At 69.7% G+C, this 22,119-nt stretch carries 22 protein-coding genes; 12 read left to right on the top strand and 10 right to left on the bottom strand.

The window, feature by feature from the left end; genetic code table 11:
- Positions 1-85 precede the first annotated feature (85 nt).
- Entirely contained in the window at positions 86-421 is a 336-nt protein-coding gene (locus tag JGU66_34105; protein MBJ6765816.1) for a PEGA domain-containing protein, read from the bottom strand.
- A 369-nt stretch (positions 422-790) separates the two neighbouring features.
- Between JGU66_34105 and JGU66_34100 the strand changes: the two genes are divergently transcribed.
- The gene (locus JGU66_34100; protein MBJ6765815.1) at positions 791-1,375 is read left to right on the top strand and encodes a superoxide dismutase; all 585 of its coding nucleotides are present in this window, start codon (positions 791-793) and stop codon (positions 1,373-1,375) included.
- Positions 1,376-1,417: 42 nt separating this feature from the next.
- Here JGU66_34100 and JGU66_34095 read toward each other — a convergent pair whose 3' ends face one another.
- The 3 genes from JGU66_34095 to JGU66_34085 are packed head-to-tail and all read right to left on the bottom strand — an operon-like array spanning position 1,418 to position 5,886.
- A complete protein-coding gene (locus JGU66_34095) occupies positions 1,418-2,413 on the bottom strand; it encodes a hypothetical protein (GenBank protein MBJ6765814.1) in 996 nt (331 codons plus the stop codon).
- 29 nt (positions 2,414-2,442) lie between these two features.
- Positions 2,443-4,494: a PEGA domain-containing protein gene (locus JGU66_34090; protein ID MBJ6765813.1), complete on the bottom strand. Its 2,052-nt coding sequence runs from the start codon at positions 4,492-4,494 to the stop codon at positions 2,443-2,445.
- A 51-nt stretch (positions 4,495-4,545) separates the two neighbouring features.
- A complete protein-coding gene (locus tag JGU66_34085) occupies positions 4,546-5,886 on the bottom strand; it encodes a trypsin-like peptidase domain-containing protein (protein ID MBJ6765812.1) in 1,341 nt (446 codons plus the stop codon).
- A gap of 258 nt (positions 5,887-6,144) precedes the next feature.
- Between JGU66_34085 and JGU66_34080 the strand changes: the two genes are divergently transcribed.
- Positions 6,145-7,158, top strand: a complete 1,014-nt coding sequence (locus tag JGU66_34080) for a response regulator (protein ID MBJ6765811.1) — start codon at positions 6,145-6,147, stop codon at positions 7,156-7,158.
- 172 nt (positions 7,159-7,330) lie between these two features.
- Complete coding sequence (locus JGU66_34075; GenBank protein ID MBJ6765810.1) at positions 7,331-8,722, top strand: hypothetical protein; 1,392 nt, start codon at positions 7,331-7,333, stop codon at positions 8,720-8,722.
- Between the two features lie 64 nt (positions 8,723-8,786).
- Here the strand turns inward: JGU66_34075 and speB are convergent, their stop codons facing one another.
- Complete coding sequence (gene speB / locus JGU66_34070) at positions 8,787-9,824, bottom strand: agmatinase (protein MBJ6765809.1); 1,038 nt, start codon at positions 9,822-9,824, stop codon at positions 8,787-8,789.
- Between the two features lie 70 nt (positions 9,825-9,894).
- Positions 9,895-10,845 (bottom strand): MBL fold metallo-hydrolase, encoded by a 951-nt coding sequence (locus JGU66_34065; protein MBJ6765808.1) that lies wholly within the window; start codon positions 10,843-10,845, stop codon positions 9,895-9,897.
- An 81-nt stretch (positions 10,846-10,926) separates the two neighbouring features.
- Between JGU66_34065 and JGU66_34060 the strand changes: the two genes are divergently transcribed.
- The 4 genes from JGU66_34060 (at position 10,927) to JGU66_34045 (ending at position 14,356) form a co-directional block, all read left to right on the top strand.
- Positions 10,927-11,811, top strand: a complete 885-nt coding sequence (locus tag JGU66_34060; GenBank protein ID MBJ6765807.1) for a LysR family transcriptional regulator — start codon at positions 10,927-10,929, stop codon at positions 11,809-11,811.
- A gap of 44 nt (positions 11,812-11,855) precedes the next feature.
- Positions 11,856-12,659: an arylamine N-acetyltransferase gene (locus JGU66_34055; protein MBJ6765806.1), complete on the top strand. Its 804-nt coding sequence runs from the start codon at positions 11,856-11,858 to the stop codon at positions 12,657-12,659.
- Positions 12,660-12,758: 99 nt separating this feature from the next.
- Positions 12,759-13,973 carry a cyclic nucleotide-binding domain-containing protein gene (locus JGU66_34050; protein MBJ6765805.1) on the top strand — a complete coding sequence of 405 codons (1,215 nt, stop codon included), beginning with the start codon at positions 12,759-12,761 and terminating at the stop codon, positions 13,971-13,973.
- The gene (locus JGU66_34045; protein ID MBJ6765804.1) at positions 13,970-14,356 is read left to right on the top strand and encodes an MmcQ/YjbR family DNA-binding protein; all 387 of its coding nucleotides are present in this window, start codon (positions 13,970-13,972) and stop codon (positions 14,354-14,356) included. Before JGU66_34050 ends, JGU66_34045 begins: the two co-directional genes overlap by 4 nt.
- A gap of 9 nt (positions 14,357-14,365) precedes the next feature.
- Here the strand turns inward: JGU66_34045 and JGU66_34040 are convergent, their stop codons facing one another.
- A complete protein-coding gene (locus tag JGU66_34040; protein ID MBJ6765803.1) occupies positions 14,366-15,355 on the bottom strand; it encodes an NAD(P)H-quinone oxidoreductase in 990 nt (329 codons plus the stop codon).
- Positions 15,356-15,473: 118 nt separating this feature from the next.
- Here JGU66_34040 and JGU66_34035 point away from each other — a divergent pair, with 118 nt between their 5' ends.
- From JGU66_34035 to JGU66_34025, 3 genes are read left to right on the top strand one after another with little or no spacing between them, the layout of a single operon-like run.
- On the top strand, positions 15,474-15,680 hold the full coding sequence (locus JGU66_34035; GenBank protein MBJ6765802.1) for a DNA gyrase inhibitor YacG: 207 nt from the start codon (positions 15,474-15,476) through the stop codon (positions 15,678-15,680).
- Positions 15,677-16,408: a protein tyrosine phosphatase gene (locus tag JGU66_34030; GenBank protein ID MBJ6765801.1), complete on the top strand. Its 732-nt coding sequence runs from the start codon at positions 15,677-15,679 to the stop codon at positions 16,406-16,408. The genes JGU66_34035 and JGU66_34030 overlap by 4 nt, the downstream gene beginning before the upstream one ends.
- Before the next feature lie 17 nt (positions 16,409-16,425).
- A complete protein-coding gene (locus JGU66_34025) occupies positions 16,426-17,502 on the top strand; it encodes a flippase-like domain-containing protein (GenBank protein ID MBJ6765800.1) in 1,077 nt (358 codons plus the stop codon).
- A gap of 3 nt (positions 17,503-17,505) precedes the next feature.
- On the opposite strand, the gene JGU66_34020 is transcribed toward JGU66_34025, so the two are convergent.
- Both JGU66_34020 and JGU66_34015 read right to left on the bottom strand, forming a co-directional pair.
- Positions 17,506-17,973, bottom strand: coding sequence for a hypothetical protein (locus tag JGU66_34020; protein MBJ6765799.1), 468 nt, complete (start codon positions 17,971-17,973; stop codon positions 17,506-17,508).
- A gap of 152 nt (positions 17,974-18,125) precedes the next feature.
- Complete coding sequence (locus tag JGU66_34015) at positions 18,126-18,380, bottom strand: ribbon-helix-helix domain-containing protein (protein MBJ6765798.1); 255 nt, start codon at positions 18,378-18,380, stop codon at positions 18,126-18,128.
- A gap of 372 nt (positions 18,381-18,752) precedes the next feature.
- Here JGU66_34015 and JGU66_34010 point away from each other — a divergent pair, with 372 nt between their 5' ends.
- Both JGU66_34010 and JGU66_34005 read left to right on the top strand, forming a co-directional pair.
- The gene (locus tag JGU66_34010; protein ID MBJ6765797.1) at positions 18,753-19,328 is read left to right on the top strand and encodes a TMEM165/GDT1 family protein; all 576 of its coding nucleotides are present in this window, start codon (positions 18,753-18,755) and stop codon (positions 19,326-19,328) included.
- Positions 19,329-19,414: 86 nt separating this feature from the next.
- Positions 19,415-20,098 (top strand): glutathione S-transferase family protein, encoded by a 684-nt coding sequence (locus tag JGU66_34005; GenBank protein ID MBJ6765796.1) that lies wholly within the window; start codon positions 19,415-19,417, stop codon positions 20,096-20,098.
- Between the two features lie 56 nt (positions 20,099-20,154).
- Here JGU66_34005 and JGU66_34000 read toward each other — a convergent pair whose 3' ends face one another.
- Positions 20,155-21,921: a glycosyl hydrolase gene (locus JGU66_34000; protein ID MBJ6765795.1), complete on the bottom strand. Its 1,767-nt coding sequence runs from the start codon at positions 21,919-21,921 to the stop codon at positions 20,155-20,157.
- Positions 21,922-22,119: the final 198 nt, after the last annotated feature.

The raw sequence follows: 22,119 nt of genomic DNA, 5'->3' as shown, positions 1-22,119 counted from the left end.
GGCTCGCGGAAGGGGGGGAGACGTGCCGTCACCCATCGTCCGCGCGCGTCACCCGGTCCGTTGCAAGTCGGGATGTGCCCTCGCGTCAGGGGTCTTGAGAAAGACGTACTTGAATCGCCTCGGCCTCCTCGCCCACGGTCACTTCGGCGCGCCAGGTCGCATAGCCCGCGTGCCGGATGCTCACTTGATGGACGCCGGGCGCCAGGGTCAGCAATCCGCCCGCGTCGCGCAGGCTCCCCGCGGTGCCCACGGCGCGCCCGTCCACGAACACGCGCGCGGCGCCCGGCTGGACGTCGAAGCGCAGGCCCGGGCCTTCCAGTGGCTTGGGCGCCTCGGTCGCGGGAGACACCGAGACCGCCACCTGCTCCGCCGTGGCCACACGGACCGGGTGGGTCGCGCAGGCTCCCCCTCCGGTGGCCATGGCCAATACCAGACATAGCGGTTTGCGTGCATCCATGACTGTCCATGGAGCGCCCGCGCCGAAACAGAGTCAAGACACGCTCTGGCCCGCGGAGGAGGGGTGTTCCTTCCCTCACACGCTCCGCGGGGCTCCGTCCGCTATCTCAAGCTTAAAGTCAAAAGCGTGAGTCGTTTCCGATGTGAGGGATTGAAGCAGGGGCGTCCCCACGAATCGTTGGCTCGCGAGCACCGCGTCCAGGGACTTCCACGGGATTGACTTCCCGCCAATATATTGGCGCCCCGGACGATTCGTGGTCAGGGCGGGTGTAGTTCCCGTTCACACCACGCTCCGAAGGCGGGTAACGTGCCCGCTCCCGAAAGGAATCCGAACATGCCCTTCACGCTCCCGAACCTTCCGTACGCCCTGGACGCGCTCGCGCCGCACATCAGCAAGGAGACGCTCGAGTACCACCACGGCAAGCACCACAACGCCTACGTGGTGAACCTCAACAAGCTGCTGGACGGCAAGCCCGAGGCGAGCCGCACCCTGGAGGAGATCATCCTCAGCAGCGACGGCGGCGTGTTCAACAACGCGGCCCAGGTGTGGAACCACACCTTCTACTGGCACTGCATGAAGCCGAACGGGGGCGGTCAGCCGACGGGCGAGCTCGCCGCCGCCATCACCCGTGACTTTGGCTCCTTCGAGAAGTTCAAGGAGGAGTTCTCCGCCGCGGCCGCCACGCAGTTCGGCTCGGGCTGGGCGTGGCTGGTGCTGGACAAGGGCCGCCTGTCCATCACGAAGACGGGCAACGCGGACCTCCCGATGAAGCACGGCCAGAAGGCGCTGCTGACCATCGACGTGTGGGAGCACGCCTACTACATCGACTTCCGCAACCTGCGGCCGAAGTACATCGAGACGTTCCTCAACCACCTGGTGAACTGGGACTTCGTCGCCCAGAACCTCAAGGGCGGCTGAGTCGTCCCGAGCGCGGTGCTCGGCAGTCGCCGGGTGCCGCGCTCAGCGGGGCCAGAACGTCACGGCTCGGGCGCTCTCCGAGCTCCAGATGAGCGTCTTGCCCCGATAGAGCCGAGGGTGTCCTCCCGAGTCCGCGAGCGTCACGAGCAGCCACGTGCCACGGACCTGGACTCCCGCCAGGTCGTTCTCGTGGAGCGCGTGGCCGGGCAGCGCGAGCGCCTGATGCCCCTCCACCCGACGCACCAGCCCCGTGGAGAGCATGTCGTCCTCGAAGGGCGTGGCCCAGACCGCGAGCGACACGCCCCCGCGCTTGAGCAGGGACCACTCTCCCTCGGGCTGCTCGGGGGCGAGCGTGTCGAGCTGATCCAGCAGCGTGTTGTCGTCGAGGTCGCCCGGCGTGAAGCGAGGGTCGAGCGCCGCGCTGGCGCGCTCACCCAGCTTCTTGCGCAGCGGCATGCCGCGAATGCCGCGGATGCTGTCGGTGGCCTCCGTGGTCAGCCGAACCCAGGCCTTGTCCCGGAAGACGAAGGCGTGGGCCAGCAGCGGGCGGCCCGGTGCCTCGCTGTCGAAGACGATGCGCTGACCCTCCACCTCGGCGAAGCCCGCCTGTTCCTGCTCAGGCGTCACCCGCTGCACGGTGAGGCCGAGGAGTCGCTGGCTCGCGTCGTAGCCGAACTCGATGAGTTCGCCGATGGGAGGCAGCGGCAGCTCCTGATGGGTGCCGGTGGCCGTCTCCACCTCGAAGAGGCGGTCCTTGAAGGCGGGCGAGGGGAACTTCTCCGGGAACGTGGGGCGGCCCAGCACGGGCGCGCTGACGCCGCCTCGCCAGAAGCGGAGTGCGCCGCGCGCGCCGTCCTTGCTCACCGCGGTGGTGCCTCCCTGGCAGTCCACGTCGAGCGTGGTGAGGACGCGGCGCTCGGAGGTGCGCGCATCGACGCGCACCCAGTCACAGCCGTGCGCGGTGGGTTCCAGCAGGGAGAGGGTTCCTTCCGCTGGGCTGGCGTGAAGGAGGAGCGCGGCGAGGAGGGACAGACTCATGGGGCGAAAGGGTGTCCGAGGCGGGGAGCCTACTCCTCGGGCGGCTCCTGGAAGTCCACGGTGAAGGTCGTGCGCTGTCCGGCTTCGAGGGTGAAGGACTTCTGCCAGCGAGCCGCGCCCACGGTGACGAGCAGCCGATGCGAACCCTCGTACACGTCGAGTTCATCGACAGGGGCGGTGCCCACGGGGCGGCCGTCGACGGTGACGTTCGCGCCGTCCGGGGCGCGGACATTGACGAACGCCTTGTTGAGGTAGATCTGCACGGACGTCTTGCCCGTGGGCGCCACCGTCACGGTGCGCGCCACGGTGATGCCGAGCGCGCCGTTGGTCAGGGTGAGGGTGTGCCGTCCAGGGGGCAGCGAGACGGTGAGCGGCGTGCGCCCCAGCAGCGCGGCGTTGAGCGACACCTCCACGCGCGGCTCGACGACGAGATCGAGGATGCCCAGGTTCTCGCTCACGACGGCCGGGGCTCCCGCATCGTGCGAACCCGCGTCGGTGCCCGCGTCCACGAGCACGCCCGCGTCGACCGCGGCCAGGATGGGCGCCACGGGAGCTGGCTGCGAGGGAGGAGGCTCGCTGCTGGCCGTGCCGTGCAACACGCGCTGCACGACGAAGGCGCCCGCGCCCGCGACGAGCACGAAGCCCGCGGCGACCATGGGCCACCAGGAGCGCGCAGCGGGAGGCGCGGCGGACGTCATCCCGCCTGGAGCGCCAGCGGTCTGGGGCGGCGGCGGCGACGCCAGCGGCACGACCTGCGAACCCGGAGGCGTGGCGGAAACAGGCGCTGCGTTGGATCCACCCGTCACCTGCGAGGGAGGCGCTGACACGCTCGCCGCGTGCGCCGAGCCGTGGCCGGGCAGGGCAGCGGGGGCGTTGGCGCCGGCTCCGTTCGCAGGGCCGGCTGCGCGCGCGACGACGGGCTGGGTGGAGGCGTGCGGACCCGTTCCGTTCGCGACAGCCTGGGGCGCGGAGGTGCCCGTCGAAACGGAGAGGCGCGGATCCGTGGAGGCCGCGCCCGTGCTGGTGACGCTCGGGACCGCTGCAAGGGAGCCGCTGGCCGGCTCGCCGTTGGGATCTCCCGGCGTCTCCGTGGTGAAGCCGATTCCCTTCGCGATCAGCTCCGCGATGCGCGGCGCCGGAACACCGGCCTTGGCGAGCGCCTCCGCCGCACCCCGCTCCATGAGCTGACGTCGTGCCGAGCGCGCGTCGCTCTCGGGCGGGAACAGCTTGGCCAGATACTCCGCGAACGACTCGTAGGAGGGCAGCTTGCCCACCGCGTCCACCAGCGCCTCGCGGAACGCGAGCGCCGAGGGATAGCGCTCCATCGCGCGCTTGCTGGTGGCGCGACGCACCACCGCGTCCAGCTTCAGCGGCACGTCGTTGGGCATGGGCGGCAAGGCGCGGTTGATGACCGCCTTGTCCGGATCCGCCGACTCCTTGAACGGCATCTTCCCGGTGAGGCACTCGTGCAGCGTGAGCCCCAGCAGGAACACGTCGGACTGCACGTTGACGGCCTCGCGGCCTCCCAGGAGTTGCTCGGGCGCGGTGTACGCGCGCCGGTTCTTCACGCGCTTGCCGCCGCGCTCGCGGGGCGCCACCGTCAGCGCCCCGTAGCCCGTCACCTTCGTGACGCCGCTGAAGGAGACCATCAGCGTCTCGGGCCGGATGTCGCCGTGCACCAGCGGCGAGCCGTCGTCATTGCCGGCCACGTGGGCGTAGTGCAGGCCCTTCGCGGCGTCGGCCACCACCAGCGCGGCGAAGTGCGCCGGCATGCGCGGGTGCGCCTCCAGCACCTTGCGCAGCGGCTCGCCATCGGCGAACTCGGTGACGCGCGCCAGCCCACCGTCCAGCCGCGTCAGCCCGTGCACCCGCAGGATGTTCGGGTGCTCGAAGACGAGCGCGCGCTCCGTCTCGCGCTCCAGCCGCGCCGTCAGGTCCGCGTCTTGCGCAATCTCCGGCGGTGCCCAGATGAGCACCACGGGAATGGGGGGGCGGGCTTCCTCCATCGACAGGCCGAGGAAGGCCCGCGAGCCCTCTCCGGAAAGAAGGGGACCGAGCGACACGTAGCGGACCGGACTCATGGGGGACCCATGCTAGTGCCGTTCCCGCCGATCCTGGAATCCCTGTAAGGACTAGATGCGCTGTCCCTCGAAGGGGAGGGTGATGTGGTAGCCGTATCGGCCCCGGCGCACGAGCATCAGGACGCTACGTCCCCGTCGCGCCGTGAGCAGCGCCTCACGGAAGGTGTCTCCGTCCGGCACCGGCTGGTTGTTCACCCGGAGGATGACGTCGCCCGGCTCCAGGCCGATCTGCGCCGCCGCGGAGTCCGGCCGCACCGAGGACACGGCCATCAGTCCCTTGCCCTCCTTCACTCGTAGACCCAGCCGCTCCCACGCGAGGGTCTCGATGAGCCGGCGGGGGAACTCGACGGGGGCCACCTGCACGGTGCGCGAGGTGCCCTCGCGGAAGAGCACGAGCGGGAAGGCGGAGCGCGCGGGGTAGCCGCGCACGCGTGAGTCGAAGTCCTCGGCGTCCTGGATGCGCGAGCCTCCCAGCTCGGCCACCACGTCGCCCCGGCGCACGCCTGCCTGGGCGGCCGGGCTGTCTGGATCCACGTTGGAGACGACGACGCCGTACGTCCGGTCCCAACCGAGCCGCGCCGCGAGCCGAGGCGTGAGGTCCTCCGTGTCCAGGCCCACCCACGCCGGGCGCACCTTCCCGAAGCGCGTGAGCTCCTCGACGATGCGGCGCACCTTGTCCGCGGGGATGGCGAAGCCGATGCCCTGGCCGTTGGCGAAGATGGCGGTGTTGATGCCGATGATCTCCCCGTCCACGTTGAGCAGCGGGCCGCCCGAGTTGCCGGGGTTGATGGCGGCGTCCGTCTGGATGAAGTCGTTGTAGACGCGGTCATCCGCGCGGAACGTGCGGCCGGTGGCGGACACCACGCCCGCCGTCACCGTCTTGCTCAAGCCGAACGGGCTGCCGATGGCCACCACCGTCTCGCCAATCATGAGGTCGGCGCTGGTGCCCAGGCGGGCCGCGGGGAGCGGCTCCTTCGCGCTCACCTTGAGGACGGCCAGGTCATTGGTGGCGTCGCTGCCCATCACCTCGGCGTCGAAGGTGCGGCCGTCGGCCAGCACGACGTGGATGGCCGAGGCGCCGCGGATGACGTGGTCATTCGTGACGATGATGCCGCTCGGGTCGATGAGCGCGCCGCTGCCGAGCCCTTGAATCTTCTCCCGTCCCCCGGAGTCCGGCTGACCCAGGCCGAAGAAGTCCTCCAGGGGGGAGCGGGAACGGCCGCGGAAGCGTGACTCCACCTCCTGCTCGGTCCCGATGTAGACGACCGCGGGAGAGACCTTCTGGACGACCTCCACGACGGCGTCACGCCGCCGGGCGAGGTCCGCGCGGGCGGGGAAGGTGACGAGGCAGGACACCGCCATCAGACCCCACGCCATGACTCCGGGCTTCATGTCTTCCTCCATGCACCGTGTCGGAGTGTCTTCCGAGCAACATCCGGACTGTTGGGAAGGCTCCTGCATTCCCGAGGATGTCCGGAATGAGTGCTCGGACCTTCATAGTCCAGGTCTCTCTTTCGTGAACCCGTGGACCTTCTGTCCCGCGGTCCCATGGCCCTCGAGGGGGCGGGCGTGGGAGCGGGCAGCGGTGTGGGTGGCGCGAAGGCACGCGTGGAACTCCCCTGTGCGTGGCCGCCGAGAGGAAGTGGACGCATGAGTCTCGTCCTGGTTGCGGACGATGAACCCGCGGTGTTGGAGGTCCTGAGTCAGGTGGTGGAAGACCTGGGCCATGACGTGGTGCAGGCACGAGATGGAGAGGAGGCGTTGGGGCTGGCCCGGGCGCGAAGTCCCCACCTGGTGGTGACGGACCATGTGATGCCGCGAATGAGCGGCGTGGAGTTGTGCCGGCGCATGAAGGCCGAGCCCGTGCTTCACCATGTCCCGGTCATCCTGCTGAGTGGGGTGCTGTCCACGGGGACACCCGATGCATGGGCCTTCCTCAACAAGCCTTTCGAGATCACCGACTTCGAGGCGCTCGTGCGCCAGTCACTCGAAGCCGAACCTCCGCCGCCCGCGCCCGCGAACACCACGGCGGAGGCGCTGGGGCAGTGGGTGGGGCAGGCGCTTCAGGGGCCGCTGTGGCAGGCGCGTGAGCACCTCGCTCGCCTGCGCGAGAGCCCCGGTGTGGACCTGGGCACGGTGAGCGCGCTGGGCTTCCAGCTCCAGTCGCTGGAGCTGCTGGGACGACACCTCCATGACGCGGCGCTCCTGGCTGAGGGGTCGTTGCGCCTGCGGCCCGTGATGGGCGACCTCCGCGCGCCCCTGCGCGATGTCGTGGCCCAGTGGCAACAGCGAATGCCGGGCGCGGCGGTGCGGCTGGCCCTCCCGTCTGAGCCAGTGGGACTGACCTTCGATGCGGACCGGATCCGCCTGGCGCTGGACGCCCTGTTGGCGAGCGCGATGGGGCCCGGGGGCGGGGTGTCGGTGGAGCTGCGCGCGTCCTGCTCGTTCGTCACGGTGCGCGTGGCGGACGAGCGGAGCCAGTCACCCGCCGAGGCGCCGCCTTCCTGGACCGAGCCCTTTCCAAACGGCCCGCGCGGAAGTGAGGGATTGGGCCTCTATCTCGCCGCCGAGCTGGCGAAGCTGCACGGAGGCCGGATGTCCGTCGAGCCGAGCGCGGTCGGGGCCGGCACCGCATTCAACTTCCAGCTGCCGCGCAACAATTGACGAAGTCTAGGATTCCACTCCGAGGAGCTCGCACACGCATCTGTTAGGTTTGTGATGCCTCGGGCCGCGCGGGGCATTCCGTAGCGCAAACCCAAGCAGCGGAGCGTGAATGAATTCGTCAAGACGCGTTGGCTTGTCTCGGAGCCTGGGGTGGTGGGTCGCGGCCCTGGTGATGCAAGCCTGTGGGGGGCCTGTCTCGGAGGGCCCCGAGGCCCTGGATGTGCGGCCAGCCCAGGTCGCGGGCGCCTTGGAGGCCGGGGCGGAGACCGAGGACATCCTCACTCGGCTCCAGTCCATCCCAGGGCTGACGGTGGTGACAGAGGCGCCCTCGCCCATCCAGGGCACGCGCTTCTTCCGCCTCACTTTCGAGCAGCCGGCGGACCACCACCGCCCGAATGGGGAGCACTTCCAGCTCCGGGCCACGTTGCTGCATCGCTCCACGACCGCGCCCGTGGTGGTGTATTCGGGCGGGTACAGCTTGAGCAGTCGCCCCTCGCAGTACGAGCCCACCGCGCTGCTCGGGGCCAATCAGCTCTCGTTGGAGCACCGCTTCTTCGGCCCTTCTCGGCCGGCGTCCAATGACTGGAAGCTGCTCGACATCTGGCAGGCCGCGAGCGACTACCACTGCATCATCCAGGCCTTCAAGCCTGTCTATTCTGGCCATTGGCTGACGACGGGCGGCAGCAAGGGAGGCATGGCTGCCGTCTACCATCGCTATTACTATCCGAATGATGTGGACGCCACCGTGGCCTACGTGGCGCCGAACACGCATGGCTTGGATGACGGTCGCTTCGTCCACTTCCTCGAGCGGGTGGGCGATGAGACGTGCCGCGAGAAGCTGCGCGTCTTCCAGCGAGACGCCTTGTCGCGTCGCTCGGAGCTGCTCCCCTTCATGGCGGACACGGGGGACACCTATGGCGTGCTGGGCGTTGAGCGGTCACTGGAGTTTGGCATCGTCGAGATGCCTTTCTATTTCTGGCAGTACGGCACGCCGTCCTTGTGTGATGCGATTCCCGCGCCCGGCGCGACGGCAACCCAAGTCTTCGCCTTCCTCGACTACATCACTGGCATGGCGTCCACGTATGGGGACTCCTCGCTCGACTACTTCGCGGCCTATTACTACCAATCCGCCACGGAGCTGGGCTGGAACCGCTACCCCACGCGGCACCTGCATGGGTTGTTGCAGTACCCGCGCGAGGACGTGCCGTCTGAGTATCTCGCGTTCCCGCTGGAGAAGCGGTTCGACCACGCCTTGATGCTCCGAGTGGAGCACTGGGTCCGGCGCGAGGGGACGCGGATGATGTTCCTCTATGGGGACCGCGATCCCTGGTCCGCGGGCCCGTTCGACGTGCGGGCTTGCAACGACTCGCTCCGCTTCACGGTGCCGAATGCCAACCACCTCACCGCGCAGATTGTTCGACTGCCCGAGGCCGAGCGCACGCTGGCCATGACGCGACTGGCTTCCTGGATGGGCGTCACTCTGCCGGACGTCAACGCGCGGGCCCTGGCCCCTGCGTCCACCGAGGACATCGCCCCCGTGGTCGAGGACCGTCCAAGGCTGTAGTGCCGTGATTCGCCTCGGCGCTCGGGTGGAGGGCGTTCCACTCGAGCGCCAGTGTGGTGCGTGACTAGCGCTGCTCGGACTTCAGCATCCAGCCGATCATCTTGTAGAGGAGGCGGGCGCCGACGTTCGCGTCCCACTCACCGCCGTTCGGATCCGGCGCCACCTCCACCAGATCCAGGCCGATGATGGTCCGGCCCGAGCGGACGATGCCGGCGACGATGGCCACGGTCTCCGCGAAGGACAGACCGCCCGGAACGGGCGTGCCGGTGTTCGGGCACAGCGTGGGATCCAAGCCGTCGATGTCGAACGACAGGTAGACCTGCTGGGGGAGCAGCTCCACCATCTGCTTCACCTGCTGGTTCCACGTCATGCCGTCGAAGCGGTTCTGCTGGAGGGTGGCGTCGAAGAAGCCGTGGATGCGGCCCTTCGAGTCCTCGATGTACTTGAACTCCTCCTGGCTCATGTCGCGCAGGCCCACCTGGACCAGCGTCTTCACGCCCGGCAGGTTGCGCGCCACGTTGTACATGATGGACGCGTGCGACCAGGTGAACCCCTCGTACGCCACGCGCAGGTCGGCGTGCGCGTCCAGGTGCAGCACGCCCATGCCCGGGTACTTCTCCGCGTGGGCGCGGATGATGCCGTAGGAGACGGAGTGGTCTCCGCCCAGCACGCACACGCGCTTGCCCTCGGCCAGCCAGCGCTTCGCCTCGGTGTAGACGGCGTCGTTCATCTTCTCGCACAGCACGTTGACGTCGTTGGCCGCGGCCACGAGCGCAGCGTCACCGGAGTGGATGCCGCCGGCCTCGATGACGACCTCGGCGCGCGCCTTGGCCTCGGTGTTCCAGGCGCGCAGGTCCTCGGACTCGGGGAGCAGGGCGATGCCGCGCTCATAGGGGCGGCCCGTCTCCACGTCGAACAGGTCCACCTGGCGGCTCGCCTCCAGCACGGCCGAGGGGCCATCCGACGTGCCACCGCCGTAGCTGGTGGTGGCCTCGAAGGGGACGGGGATGACGACGACGTGGGCCTCTTCAGGCGTGTGAGGGAGGCCGAAGATGCCGGAGTCGGACTGCGCCGCGGCGCTGGGGTCGAAGTGGGTTGCCATGGCGGCGCAGGATAGAGGCCCCGCTCGGGGGCGCAATGGGTGTCGCGCGGGGAGCGTTGGCTCTGGGGCTTCAGCGCTGGTGGCCCAGGCGCACGTTGATGGCGGGGTGCTCCTTCACCAGCGCGTGCAGGCGGCCCAGGCTGGCGATGCCGCGCGGCGCGTCCGCGGTGAACGAGCCCGGCTCCACCTCGTTGTCCCAGCCCCAGCGCGTGTGGCACGAATCTCCGGTGAGCAGCACCGGGCCCTCGGTCGTGCGCACGAGGTAGGCCGTGGTGCCCGCCGTGTGGCCCGGCACCCAGAGGGCCCACACCGAGCCGTCGCCGAAGACATCCACCACGCCGTCGAAGCGATTGTCGGCGTCCGGCTGGAAGGGCCACTCGCTGATGTCGCCCTTGCCGGCGAGCGCGCGGTCGATGTTGGGGGCCATCAGGGCGTTGAGCACGTTGCGGTCCGTGGCCTCACCCGGGCCCGTGTAGACGGGCGTCCCCGCGGGCACGTCCGCCATGCCCGTCACGTGGTCCAGATGCAGGTGCGTGAGGAGCACGCCCTGGAGCGGCTCGTTGGCGTGCGCCGCGAGGTAGTCCCCCAACGGCTGGTGGAACTTCATCTTCTCCAGGTGCATCGCCGACGAGACGAGCCCGCGGATGGCCGCGTGGTCGGGCTGATCACGCAGGGCCTTCTCTACGCCCGTGTCCACGATGAAGAGGCCCTTCGTGGGGTGGTGCAGCGCGTGGAAGAAGATCTGGATGGGCTCGTCGCTATCGGTGAGCCCCGCGGCCACGGCCTTGGGGTGCTTCAGGTTGATGAGGCCGTCGCGGGTGACGGCCCAGTCCGCCGAGTTGACGGTCTCCAGGACGACGGGGCCCGGCGTGTCGAGCACGGCCCGCAGATCGCGCGAGGAGCGCGCCACGCCCAGGCTCGTCGTGGGACGCACCGGGTGGTGGGTGGGGGCGAAGCCGATGAGGACGCAGAGGGCAACGGCGATGACCGCGGCGGCGAGGATGGCGAGGGCGATGCGCATGGTGTGTCTCCTGAAGTGGCCTCAAGGTACCCATCCGCAGGTGGATGGAAAACAGCGAATCGCGCATGATGCCATCCGAATATGGATATCCCCTGGGATGACGTCCGACTCTTCCTGGCCGTGGCGGAAGCCGGCAGCGTGAGCGGTGCGGCGCGCAAGCTGCGGCTCGGGCAGCCCACGGTGAGCCGCCGACTGGCGGCCCTGGAGTACGCGATGGGGGAGGCGCTGTTTCGCCGGGGCGTCAGTGGCGCCGCCCTGACGGAGGCTGGAGAGCGCTTGTTGGGGCCCGCGCGGCGGATGGCTGAGTGGGCAGGGGAGGTGGGCCGCGCCGCGGACACCGCGGACCGCGAGCCCCGAGGCGTCATCCGCATCACCACCATGCCCTTCGTCGCCTTCGACTTCCTCGCCCCGTTCGCGGGGAAGCTCCTGCAGAAGCATCCCGGGATGCGCGTGGAGGTGCTCTCGTCGGTGACGCACCTGGACCTGGGACGTGGCGAGGCGGACCTGGCGCTGCGCTCGCGCGCGCCCACGCAGGCGGACCTCACCCTGGTCCACACGGTGGAGGTGGAGAACGCCGTCTTCGTGTCACGCACGCTCGCGCAGCGCTTGCCGCGCAAGCCTCGACTCCAGGACCTGCCGTGGATTGCCTGGGCGCCGCCATTCGACGAGGTGACGCCCAACCCGCAGCTCGCGGCCATCATTCCCGGGTTCACGCCCGTCTTCGCGTCGGATCAGTTCCTCGTCCAGCTCGCGGCGGCGGAGGCGGGAGTCGGGGCCATGGTGCTGCCGCGCCTGCGCCATCGCTTCGCGCGCACGACCTCACTGGTGCCGCTCCCCATCGACCTGGGGCCTCATCAGCGCAGCCCCCTATATGTGGTCTGCGCGAAATCCGCGCTCGACATTCCGCGTGTCCGTCGTGTGGCAGAACTCCTCGTTGAAGAACTGGAGCGCGCGCGGAAGGATTGATGCGCGGCGCGGCCTGATGCCCACCGCTTGTCCGTGGAGTGCGAATGTCGTTGGAGGCATACCTGGAGCGGTTGGGCTATGTCGGGCCCGTGCGCGTCGATCTGGAGACGCTCGACGCCCTGCACCGCGCGCATGTGGGGACGTTCCCCTTCGAGAACCTGGACATCCACCTGGGGCGGCCCATCCGCGTGGATCTGCCGAGCATCGAGGCGAAGCTCGTGGGCACGCGCCGTGGCGGCTACTGTTTTGAACAGAACACTCTGTTCAACGCGGTGCTGAGCCAGGTGGGCTTCCGCGTACACCGCTCGATTGGACGCGTCATCTGGGGGCGAGAGCGCCCGGGGGCTCGCACGCATCAGGTCCTTCGGGTGGAGCTGGGCGGGCGCGAATGGCTCGTGGACGTGGGCTTCGGTGGCAACGGGCTCATCAGCCCCATGCCGCTGGAGGTAGGCCGCGAGCATGAGGCGCACGGCGAGCGCTGGCGCCTGGTGGAGTCGCAGTGGGTGCCCGGCTACGAGCTGCACCTGCTCATCCAGGACGAGTGGAAGGCGATGTATGTCTTCGATCCGCGCGAGCCTGTGCTGGACCTGGACATCGAGTCAGGCAACCACTTCACCTCCACGTTCCCCGAGTCCCACTTCGTGAAGTCGCGCCTGCTGGCCCGCTGCACTCCCGGCGTGCGGCGCACCATGCTCAACGCCGAGCTGAAGATCCGTCGCGGCGCCTCCGTGGAGGTGCGCCAGCTCCACAGCGAGGCGGAGTATCGCGAGGTCCTCGAGCGTGAGTTCCTGCTCGTCCTCCCCGAGGGAGCGCACCTGCGCCCCCTCCCGGAACTCACCCCAGGGTGATGTGCGTGGGGTGGGGGCGGAGTGATAGCGTCTTGACTCGATTCCGGATTCATCGCAATTGACGGGGTGCCGAGGGCAACCCTCGATGGCCCCGGGGAGATGGGGGGAAGCGACATGACAGGCGTGGCGGATGTTCTGGCACCGGTGGACACCCGGGCCGGCTCGGTGGTGGAGGGGCCCTTGCAGGCTGTGCAGTCGCTGGTGGCGATCGATGACGCGGACAAGGCCGTGCAGCTCTACGAGGAGCTGGGCGCGGCGCAGCGCGAGCGCTTGCTGCGTGAGGCCTCGCAGGGCTCGGTGACGGAGCGCCGGCGGCTGGTGGATGTGCTGCGGCGCGCGCATGACTTCTCGGGTGCGGCCCGCCTGTTGGACGGCAGTGGCGACGACGCGACCATCGCGGACCTCTACGCGCAGGGTGGGCAGTACGTGGCGGCGGCGGAGGCCTACCTTCGCAACGGTGACGTGGAGCGGGCCGCGGCGGCCTTCGAGCGCGCGGGCGCGCTGGAGCGGGCGCTGGAGGTGTACCGCGGCCTGGGCGTGCGCGACTCCATGGCGCAGTGCCTGGTGCGGCTGGGGCGCCCCTTCGAGGCGGCGGCCATCTACCGGGAGCTGGGCCAGGCGCACGCGGAGGTGGAGGCGCTCGGGGGCGTGCGCTCGGACGACGCGCGCTTCGTCGAGGGCGTGCTGCGGATCTGCAAGCTCCTGGACGCGGAGGGCTTCACGCACCGGGCGCTCGCGGTGCTGGCGGATGCGCTGAGCAACTCCGAGGTGGCGCGAGCGGACCCCGCGCTGATGACGGAGAAGGCGCGGCTCCTGCGGCGCATGGGCATGGACGCGGAGGCCGAGGCGGTGCTCGCGCGGCTCAACGCGGGGACGACCGTGCCGGCGGGCAACGGCTACCGCTACCTCAAGGCGATTCCCATCTTCGGCGACCTGTCGCTGGAGGACATGAAGGACCTGTACCGGCTGGCGCGTCAGGTCATCATCGCGCCGGGCGCGGTGCTGCTGGAGAAGGGCGCGGCGAGCGTGGGGCTCTTCGTGTTGATGGAGGGCACCGTGGATGTCTTCAGCGGGCCCGAGGCGGAGGCTCGGCACCTGAACACCTTGGGGCCCGGGGCGCACCTGGGGGAGATCTCCCTGGTGCAGGAGGGCCCGGTGTCCGCGCACGTCCGGGCACGCACGTCGGTGCGCGCGCTGCGCATCACCCGCGCGGGCTTCCAGCACTACCTGGACACGCACGATGCGGCGGCGCTGCGCATCTACAAGCTCTTCACGCACACGCTCGCGTCGCGAGTCCGGGCGCTGAGCTCGTGAGCGCGGCGAAGTCAGCGGTGTCGCGGCGGCGGGGGCTCACCGTGGAGGATGTGCGGGCGCTCGCGCTCGCGCTGCCCGAGGCGGTGGAGCGCCCGTCCTACGGGACGCCTGGGTTCCGGGTCAGCGACACGCTCTTCGCGCGGGTGCTCGACGAGGACTCCATCGTCGTCAAGGTGGACTTCGAGCACCGCGAGGCGCTGCTGCGCGACCAGCCGGACGTGTTCGCGGTGACGCCACACTACCAGGACTATCCCATGGTCATCGTGCGGCTGGCCCACGTGGGACGGCCGCTCCTGCGCGCGCTGTTGACCGAGGCGTGGCGGCGGTGCGCTTCGCCTCGGCTGCTGGGGGCGAAGCCTGCCCGCAAGCGCAGCGCGCGCTGAGCGCCTGTCTTACTCCCACGCCACCACGAGCTTGCCCACCGAGTCGTTGGTGGCGAGCCGTGTCGCGGCGGTGCGGATGTCGCGCATGGGCAGCACCGCGTCCACCACGGGCTTGAGGGCCCCCGTGCGAAAGAGGGGCAACAGGTGCCGCTCCGCGCTCTGGGCCAGCGCCATCTTTTCTTCGGGCGGGCGGCTGCGCAGCACGGTGCCGATGATGTTCAGGCGCTTGCCCAGCACCATGCCCAGGTCCACCTCGGTGGTGCTTCCCGCCACGAGCCCGACGAGCAGCAGGCGTCCCCGAGGCGCCAGGGCGCTGAGCGACTCCGGGACGTAATCTCCGCCCACCAGCTCCAGGCACAGGTCCGCGCCGCGTCCCTCCGTCTCCTCGCGGACCGCGTGGGCGAACCTCGGGGGCGAGTCCTCGCAGAGCAGGGTGCGGGTGACGCCCCACTCGGCGGCCCGCGCCAGCTTCGTCGCGCTGCGGCCCGTGCCCACCACGCGCGCGCCCGAGGCCCGGCACAGCTGCGCCGCCGCCGAGCCCACCCCGCTCGCCACGGCGTTGATGAGGACCGTCTCCCCGGCGCGCAGGCAGCCTTGGAGCACCAGCGCGTCATACGCGGTGAGGTACGCCTCGGGCAGGGCCGCGGCCTCCGCGAAGCTGAGCCCCGCGGGCATGGGCAGTGCCTCGCGCTCGCGCGTCGTCAGGGACTCGCTCCACGCGCCGCCGCCGACCAGGCCCATCACCCGGTCGCCGACCCGGAAGCGGCGAGTGCCAGGGCCCACCGCCTCGACCTCGCCCGCGTACTCCAGGCCGGGCACGTCCGGGGGCACGTCCGGCGGGGCAGGGTAGACGCCGAGCGTCTGCAGGAGATCCGCCCGGTTGAGCGCGCTGGCGCGCACGCGCACGAGAAGCTCGCCAGGGCCGGGCTCGGGGCGGGGACGCTCGTCGAAGGAGAGGACCTCGGGGCCGCCCGACTCCGTGATGCGCACGACCTTCATGGGAACACGCCTCCCGAGGGCCCGGGCTCCCAGGGGGACAGCCGCTGGAGTTCCTCGCCCTGGCACGAAACGTCCTGGCTCGGCGGAGCGTCAAGGCTTATCTAGAACACCGTTCACCATGTCGCTGCCCAACTGCCCCATCTGCAAGAAGCCCGTCGCTCTTCGCGCGGAGAACCCCGCGTTCCCTTTCTGCTCGCGCCGCTGTCGCGCGGTGGACCTGGGCCGCTGGCTCGGCGAGGAGTACCGCATGCCCGAGCGCCACGCCGAGGAGCGGGAGGACGAACTGCCCCCCGACGGGTTCCCCGGGCGGGGCGGGGACGCGTGAGCGGCTTCGTCGATCTGCACTGCCACCTCATTCCTGGCGTGGACGACGGCGCGCGAACGCTGGACGACGCGCTGGAGATGGCGCGCGCGCTCGTGGACCTCGGCTTCGCGACGGTGGCGCCCAGCCCCCACGCGCGGCCCGAGTACGCGTCGCCCGAGGTCGTCGCGCAGAAGCTCACCGAGCTGCGTGAGGCGCTCGGCGCGGCCCGGATCCCCCTCACCCTGGGGCAGAACGCGGAGAACTTCCTCGACGAGGACTTCGTGCGCGGCCTGGGCACGCCGCACGCGCGCATGCTCGGCGTCGGGCGTCACGTGCTGGTGGAGGTGCCGTACACCTCCCCCGTGCCCGCCTTGCCGGACGTCCTCTTTCGCATCCGGACCCGTGGCGTCACCCCTGTCATCGCCCACCCGGAGCGTTGCCTGGAGTTCGAGCGCAAGGGCCGCGCCGCGGAGGTGGTACGGGCCGGCGCGCTCCTCCAACTGGACGTGGGGGCGCTCACCGGGCGCTACGGTCCCCAGGCGCGCAAGCTGGCGCGGGCCTTCCTGGACGAGGGGCTCTACGCGGTGGGAGCCACGGATCTGCACAGCCCCGTGGGTGCGCGCGAGTGGGTGGGGGCGGCACTGGCCGAGCTGCGAGGCCGGGCAGGGGAGCAGGCCTTCGTTCAGCTCATGCGCGAGCACCCTGCTCGCCTGCTGGCGGGAGAGTCGCTGGAGTCTGGCGGGGAGTGACGCTATACCCGCCCGCCGTGAAACGAGCCGTCAAGCTGTTGGCCAGTGTGCTGGTCACCGTCGCATTCATGTGGTGGGCCTTTCGCCGGACTGATTGGGCGGCCCAGTTCGCCAGCCTGAAGTCGGCGAACTACCTGTGGCTGCTGCCCTATTTCGTCTGCCTGACGCTCATCCACATCTGCCGCACCCTGCGGTGGGGCTCGCTCTTGTCGGGCATGGAGCGCGTCCCCTTCCGCCAGTTGAACGAGGCCTCGGGCATCGGGTTCATGATGCTGCTGGTCCTCCCGTTCCGGTTGGGTGAGTTCGCCCGGCCGTTCCTCATCGCCCAGCGCAGCTCCATCCGGCGCAGCGCGGCGATGACCTCCGTGGTGCTGGAGCGCATCGTGGATGGCCTGTTCGTCGCGGCCTCCATGCGCATCCTCCTGTTCTTCGTGCCCGCTGAGACGGCCGAGGTCCGCTACGTGAAGCTGGGCTCGTGGCTGATGTTCGCCGTGTTCGGCGGCGGCCTCCTGTTCCTGCTCTTCGGGCTGTGGCAGCAGGAGCGCACCGTCCGGTTGATCCGCGCCACGGTGGGCCGTGTGTCCCCGGGCGTGGCCGACAAGGTCGCGGACATCGTGGACACGTTCGTGGGCGCGATGCGCCAGCTCCCGGACGCGAAGCAGCTCCTCGCCTTCTTCGCCTACACGGCGGCGTACTGGGGCATCAACGGCGTGGGCATGATGATGCTGGCGCGCGCCTTTGATTGCTCGGGCGCGGCGGCCGGGGCGATGTGCCAGCCGCTCAACCTGTCGCTGTTCCAGGCCTACGTGGTGCTGTGCGTGCTGGTGGTGGGCCTGATGATCCCCGCGGCGCCCGGCATGCTGGGCACCTTCCAGGCCGCGACGCTGGTGGGCCTGAGCCTCTTCCTGCCGCCCGCGGTGGTGAATGCGGGCGGGCTGGCCTACGCCAACGTGCTGTGGCTTGCGCAGACGGTGCAGACGGTGGGCTTCGGCCTGCTGCTGATGTCGCTGGGCCACCTGTCCTTCCGCGAGATTGCCGGGAAGATGGGGCCCGATGGCGGGCCGGCCTCGTCGTCGCCTTCGTCCGCCGCGTAGTCGCTACGGGGTGGGGGCGGGCGCCTGGGCCTCGGCGGGCTTGGGCGCCTCCTCGGGAGACACCAGTCGCTTGGCGCGGTTGCTGAGCGTCGCGGGATCGATGTTGCCCTTGATGGTGCCAAAGGGCGTGTCGATCTCCTGCCGACGCGCGGGCTTGCCTGCCACTCCGGGGGGCGAGCACTGCGCGCGGGCGGTGTCGCGCACGCTGAGGACGGGCGTGTTCAGGGCGGCCCGCTCCTCGGAGACGGACTTGCCGACGAGCTTGTCGTCGCGCATGAGCACGCAGCGATCCTCGCCGTAGTACCAGGCGGCCCAGCCATCCGCGTACGGCTCGGCTTGGGTGGGCCCACGTCCCATGGTCTCGGCGACCTGCGCGGCCGTCATTCCGGGATAGAGCTTGTCGAATCCGCCCGTCGAGGCGCAGCCCGTCAGGGCAAGCGCGCAGATGGCGGTGAATCGCGAGGTGCGCATGGGGGGCTCCGGAAGCAGGGTGGAATCCACCCATCCTACGAGCCCCGCCCGATGCATCTCCAGCCACCGCGGGTCAGTGAGTCACTGCGCCTGTTCGAGCCAGCGCAGCAGCGCCTCGCCGATGGACGCGGGCGCGCTCGGCGAGGAGGTGGTCACGACTCACCTTCGGGGCGCTCGGGCATCCGTCCATATTTGGACAGCAGGTCCTCCACGGCCTCACGCAGGTACTCGCTCTGGTGGATGCGCGTGCGGCGCGCCAGCTCGCGCAGCTTCTGGACCTGCTCCTCCGGCACGAGCACGTGGGTGGAGACGACGTCGGCATCGGGCCCGCGGACGGCGACCGACTCCGCCGTGGACGGCGAAGACGGAGCTTCGGGGCTCAGCGGGTTGGCGCTTCCATCCTGCATCGGGGCTTCCTCCACGGGGGAATTGCTACAGGCCGCTACTGACCTGACCCGGGCATTAGGGGGGCACCCCGGCACGCCGTCAAAAAAAGGGCCGGGCCGCCGCTGCGTCGCTGGCCTGCTCGCGTGCGCCCTTCGCGTTGACGCGAGGGCAGGGGGACTGCTACGTGCCCCCTCACGCAAGGGGAGTAGTTCACGCCGGAGTCATCGGCGTCGGGACGCTCGACACACTGGCTGGTGACAGCCCGGGCCCCCACCTCGCAGCACGCGAGGCGAACGAGACCTTCGGACAGGAAGACACCTTCCTGGCCGAGGTCCGTCGTGCGCTCGCACTGCTCCCACGTACCCAGGCCAGGACTCAACCGTGGAGTCGTGATGGTACTGGAATCAATCGTCAGCTCGTTCGTGTTGGTCGCCGCCAGTGAGATGGGGGACAAGACGCAGTTGCTCGCGTTCTCCCTGGCGTCACGCTTCCGCCGCCCGTGGGTGGTGCTGGCGGGAATCTTCGTGGCCACCGTGGCCAATCACGCGCTGGCCTCCACCGTGGGCGCGTGGGTGTCCTCGCACGTGCCGGCGCGGATCATGGCCCTGATTCTCGGCGCGCTGTTCATTGGCTTCGGGCTCTGGACGCTCAAGCCCGACACCCTGGATGACGAGGGCGAGAAGGCGTCGCGCTTCGGTCCCTTCCTCACGACGGTGGTGCTCTTCTTCCTCGCGGAGATGGGGGACAAGACGCAGTTCGCCACCATGGCCGTGGCCGCGCGCTACCAGATGCCGGTGGCAGTCACGCTGGGCACCACCGCGGGGATGATGGTGTCGGACGGACTCGCGGTGTTCCTGGGCGAGAAGCTCGCGGGCAAGGTGCAGATGAGCTGGGTGCGGTGGGTGGCCGCCGCGCTCTTCTTCATCTTCGGCGCGGTGTCCCTGTGGACCGCGTGGCGCGCGGGCTAGACGCGCGTCGTGCCCGAGGCGCGGTTGCCGCATAATGCCGCGCCGTCCATGCCCCGAAGCGGGGCTCTGCCGGGAGTCACCAGCGCATGTATGACTTGTACGTCGCCAACAAGAACTACTCGTCGTGGTCCCTGCGCCCGTGGGGGCTGATGAAGGAGCTGGGCATCCCCTTCAACGAGCATCTGATCAAGCTCGGGCAAGGGGACGCCGTGATGCGCACCATCTCCCCGTCGGGGCGGGTGCCGTTGCTCAAGGATGGGGACACGGCCGTGTGGGACTCGCTGGCCATCGCCGAGTATCTGGCCGAGCGTCATCCGGGCGTGTGGCCCGAGGATGCTCGGGCCCGCGCGTGGGCGCGCTCCGCCGCCGCGGAGATGCACTCGGGCTTCGGTGTGCTGCGCATGCGCTGCACGATGAACTGCGGCATTCGCGTGCGCCTGCATGAGATGCCCCCGGAGCTCATTCGAGACATCGCGCGCGTGTCGGAGCTGTGGAACGAGGGTCTGGCCCGGTTCGGCGGTCCGTTCCTCGCGGGCAAGCGCTTCACGGCGGTGGACGGGTTCTTCGCGCCCGTCGCGTTCCGTGTGCAGACCTACGGGCTGGTCCTCGACGGCCGGGCGGCGGAGTACGCGCCGCGGCTGCTGGCGCTCCCGTCGATGCGGACCTGGTACGCGGACGCGCTGAAGGAGACGTGGCGCGAGCCCGCGCACGAGGAAGAGGCCCAGCACGCTGGCACCTGGTTGGAGGACCTCCGGGCCAAGGCGGGCTGAGCCTCGAGTGGGCGCCGGCAGCCCTGAAGACTGCCGGCGCCGCGAGGTTCGATGACTCAGTGCAGGCGCTGGTACAGCACATCCACCAGCGAGCCGTCGTCGCCGCTCAGCTCCCAGAACATGGCGCCACCCAGGCCCTTGCCGAGGATGTAGTCGGCCTTGGCGTTGAGCGTCTGGGCGTCGTCATAGGAGATCCAGATCTTCGCGGACGGATTGAAGACGTAGGCCTGCTTGCTCTCCGGATGGGTGTACTTGGTGTAGCCGGAGCCGGCGCGCTCGTAGTTGGCCTTGAGGTCCTTGTAGTCGAACACGCCCGTGAGCCCGGACTGGCCATCATCCCAGGTGCCCTTGGTGGGCGTGCCCGTCTGGAACAGGCCGTTGTTGACGTTGGGCACGTTGCCCCAGCCGCGGCCATAGAAGGGGATGCCCAGGACGATCTTCGAGGGCGAGACGCCCAGCTCGAGCATCTTCGCCACCGTGGCGTCCGTGTAGAAGCCGGTGCTCGCCATGGGGTCGCCCGTCACGCGGTAGAGCGGCGAGTGGAAGTTCACCGTGCTCTCGAAGGCCCCGTGGTAGTCGTAGCTCATCACGTTGATCCAATCGAGCACGTCGGACAGCGCCTTCGTCTCCTGCTTGTTCATGAGGAGGTCCGGTGACGCGCCCGTGGCGATGGTGAGCAGGTAGGGCCTGCCCGTCTGCGCCGTCACCGCGTTGAGCTGGCTGCGGAACTCCGACATCAGCAGCGTGTAGTTCTGCTTGTCCGCCGGGCTGTTGGTGTTGCCCGCCAACCCGCCGCCCACGGGGTACTCCCAGTCGATGTCGATGCCGTCGAAGACGCCCGCGCCGTTCGCCGGGTCCACGCCCGGGAACTGGCCCTTGATGAAGAGGTCGACGCAGGACTTCACGAACGACGCGCGAGACGCCGCCGACGCCGCCACCTGTGAGAAGTACTTGGACCAGGTCCACCCGCCGATGGAGATGATGAACTTGAGCTGCGTCTGCTTCTTCTTCAGCTCCTTGAACGCGCGGAAGTTGCCGCGCAGCTGGCCCGCGTCCCACTCGCCCGGCCACCCGCCTGCCTTGTCGATGTCCGCGTAGGAATCCCCGAGGACGCACTTGCCGTCCGCGGAGATGTTGGAGAACGCGTAGTTGATGTGCGTCACCTTCGCCGCCGGCACGTTGCTGACCTGGTAGTTGCGGCCGTAGATGCCCCAGGCGGTGAAGTACGCGACGATGCGCTTGCCCGTCGGATCTCCCCCAGGGATGGCGACGCTGACGGAGACGGACTGCGAGCCCACGTTGCCGGCCTTGTCGTAGGCCTTCACCACGTAGGTGTACGTGCCGTTCTGCGCCGCGCCGGAGAACGCGCGCGTGTAGCTGGTGCTCGTCGCCACCACGACGCCGTTCTCCAGCAGCTCCACCCTGTCCACGCCGACGTTGTCCGTGGCGGTGGCGGTGAGGGTGAGTGAGCCCGGCGCGGTGATGCTCGTGGCGCTCGCGCTGAGCGTGGCGGTGGGCGGAATCGTGTCGCCCGTGCCCGGGATGGCGACGCTGACGGAGACGGACTGCGAGCCCACGTTGCCGGCCTTGTCATAGGCCTTCACCACGTAGGTGTACGTGCCGTTCTGCGCCGAGCCCGAGAACGCGCGTGTGTAGCTGGTGCTCGTCGCCACCACGACGCCGTTCTCCAGCAGCTCCACTTTGTCCACGCCGACGTTGTCCGTGGCGGTGGCGGTGAGGGTGAGTGAGCCCGGCGCGGTGATGCTCGTGGCGCTCGCGCTGAGCGTGGCGGTGGGCGGAATCGTGTCGCCCGTGCCCGGGATGGCGACGCTGACGGAGACGGACTGCGAGCCCACGTTGCCGGCCTTGTCATAGGCCTTCACCACGTAGGTGTACGTGCCGTTCTGCGCCGAGCCCGAGAACGCGCGTGTGTAGCTGGTGCTCGTCGCCACCACGACGCCGTTCTCCAGCAGCTCCACCCTGTCCACGCCGACGTTGTCCGTGGCGGTGGCGGTGAGGGT

This window comes from Myxococcaceae bacterium JPH2 (assembly GCA_016458225.1).
In the GTDB taxonomy this organism is placed as follows: domain Bacteria; phylum Myxococcota; class Myxococcia; order Myxococcales; family Myxococcaceae; genus Citreicoccus.
Note: the sequence above shows the minus strand (reverse complement) of the source record. Positions and strands in the feature narration are given on the sequence as shown.

What these genes read in the sequence shown, in the direction of transcription:
- JGU66_34105 (MBJ6765816.1), bottom strand. Translation starts at nt 421, where the DNA reads ATGGCCACCGGAGGGGGAGCCTGCGCGACCCACCCGGTCCGTGTGGCC.
- JGU66_34100 (MBJ6765815.1), top strand. Translation starts at nt 791, where the DNA reads ATGCCCTTCACGCTCCCGAACCTTCCGTACGCCCTGGACGCGCTCGCG.
- JGU66_34095 (MBJ6765814.1), bottom strand. Translation starts at nt 2,413, where the DNA reads ATGAGTCTGTCCCTCCTCGCCGCGCTCCTCCTTCACGCCAGCCCAGCG.
- JGU66_34090 (MBJ6765813.1), bottom strand. Translation starts at nt 4,494, where the DNA reads ATGAGTCCGGTCCGCTACGTGTCGCTCGGTCCCCTTCTTTCCGGAGAG.
- JGU66_34085 (MBJ6765812.1), bottom strand. Translation starts at nt 5,886, where the DNA reads ATGAAGCCCGGAGTCATGGCGTGGGGTCTGATGGCGGTGTCCTGCCTC.
- JGU66_34080 (MBJ6765811.1), top strand. Translation starts at nt 6,145, where the DNA reads ATGAGTCTCGTCCTGGTTGCGGACGATGAACCCGCGGTGTTGGAGGTC.
- JGU66_34075 (MBJ6765810.1), top strand. Translation starts at nt 7,331, where the DNA reads ATGCAAGCCTGTGGGGGGCCTGTCTCGGAGGGCCCCGAGGCCCTGGAT.
- speB (MBJ6765809.1), bottom strand. Translation starts at nt 9,824, where the DNA reads ATGGCAACCCACTTCGACCCCAGCGCCGCGGCGCAGTCCGACTCCGGC.
- JGU66_34065 (MBJ6765808.1), bottom strand. Translation starts at nt 10,845, where the DNA reads ATGCGCATCGCCCTCGCCATCCTCGCCGCCGCGGTCATCGCCGTTGCC.
- JGU66_34060 (MBJ6765807.1), top strand. Translation starts at nt 10,927, where the DNA reads ATGGATATCCCCTGGGATGACGTCCGACTCTTCCTGGCCGTGGCGGAA.
- JGU66_34055 (MBJ6765806.1), top strand. Translation starts at nt 11,856, where the DNA reads ATGTCGTTGGAGGCATACCTGGAGCGGTTGGGCTATGTCGGGCCCGTG.
- JGU66_34050 (MBJ6765805.1), top strand. Translation starts at nt 12,759, where the DNA reads ATGGGGGGAAGCGACATGACAGGCGTGGCGGATGTTCTGGCACCGGTG.
- JGU66_34040 (MBJ6765803.1), bottom strand. Translation starts at nt 15,355, where the DNA reads ATGAAGGTCGTGCGCATCACGGAGTCGGGCGGCCCCGAGGTCCTCTCC.
- JGU66_34035 (MBJ6765802.1), top strand. Translation starts at nt 15,474, where the DNA reads ATGTCGCTGCCCAACTGCCCCATCTGCAAGAAGCCCGTCGCTCTTCGC.
- JGU66_34020 (MBJ6765799.1), bottom strand. Translation starts at nt 17,973, where the DNA reads ATGCGCACCTCGCGATTCACCGCCATCTGCGCGCTTGCCCTGACGGGC.
- JGU66_34015 (MBJ6765798.1), bottom strand. Translation starts at nt 18,380, where the DNA reads ATGCAGGATGGAAGCGCCAACCCGCTGAGCCCCGAAGCTCCGTCTTCG.
- JGU66_34010 (MBJ6765797.1), top strand. Translation starts at nt 18,753, where the DNA reads ATGGTACTGGAATCAATCGTCAGCTCGTTCGTGTTGGTCGCCGCCAGT.
- JGU66_34005 (MBJ6765796.1), top strand. Translation starts at nt 19,415, where the DNA reads ATGTATGACTTGTACGTCGCCAACAAGAACTACTCGTCGTGGTCCCTG.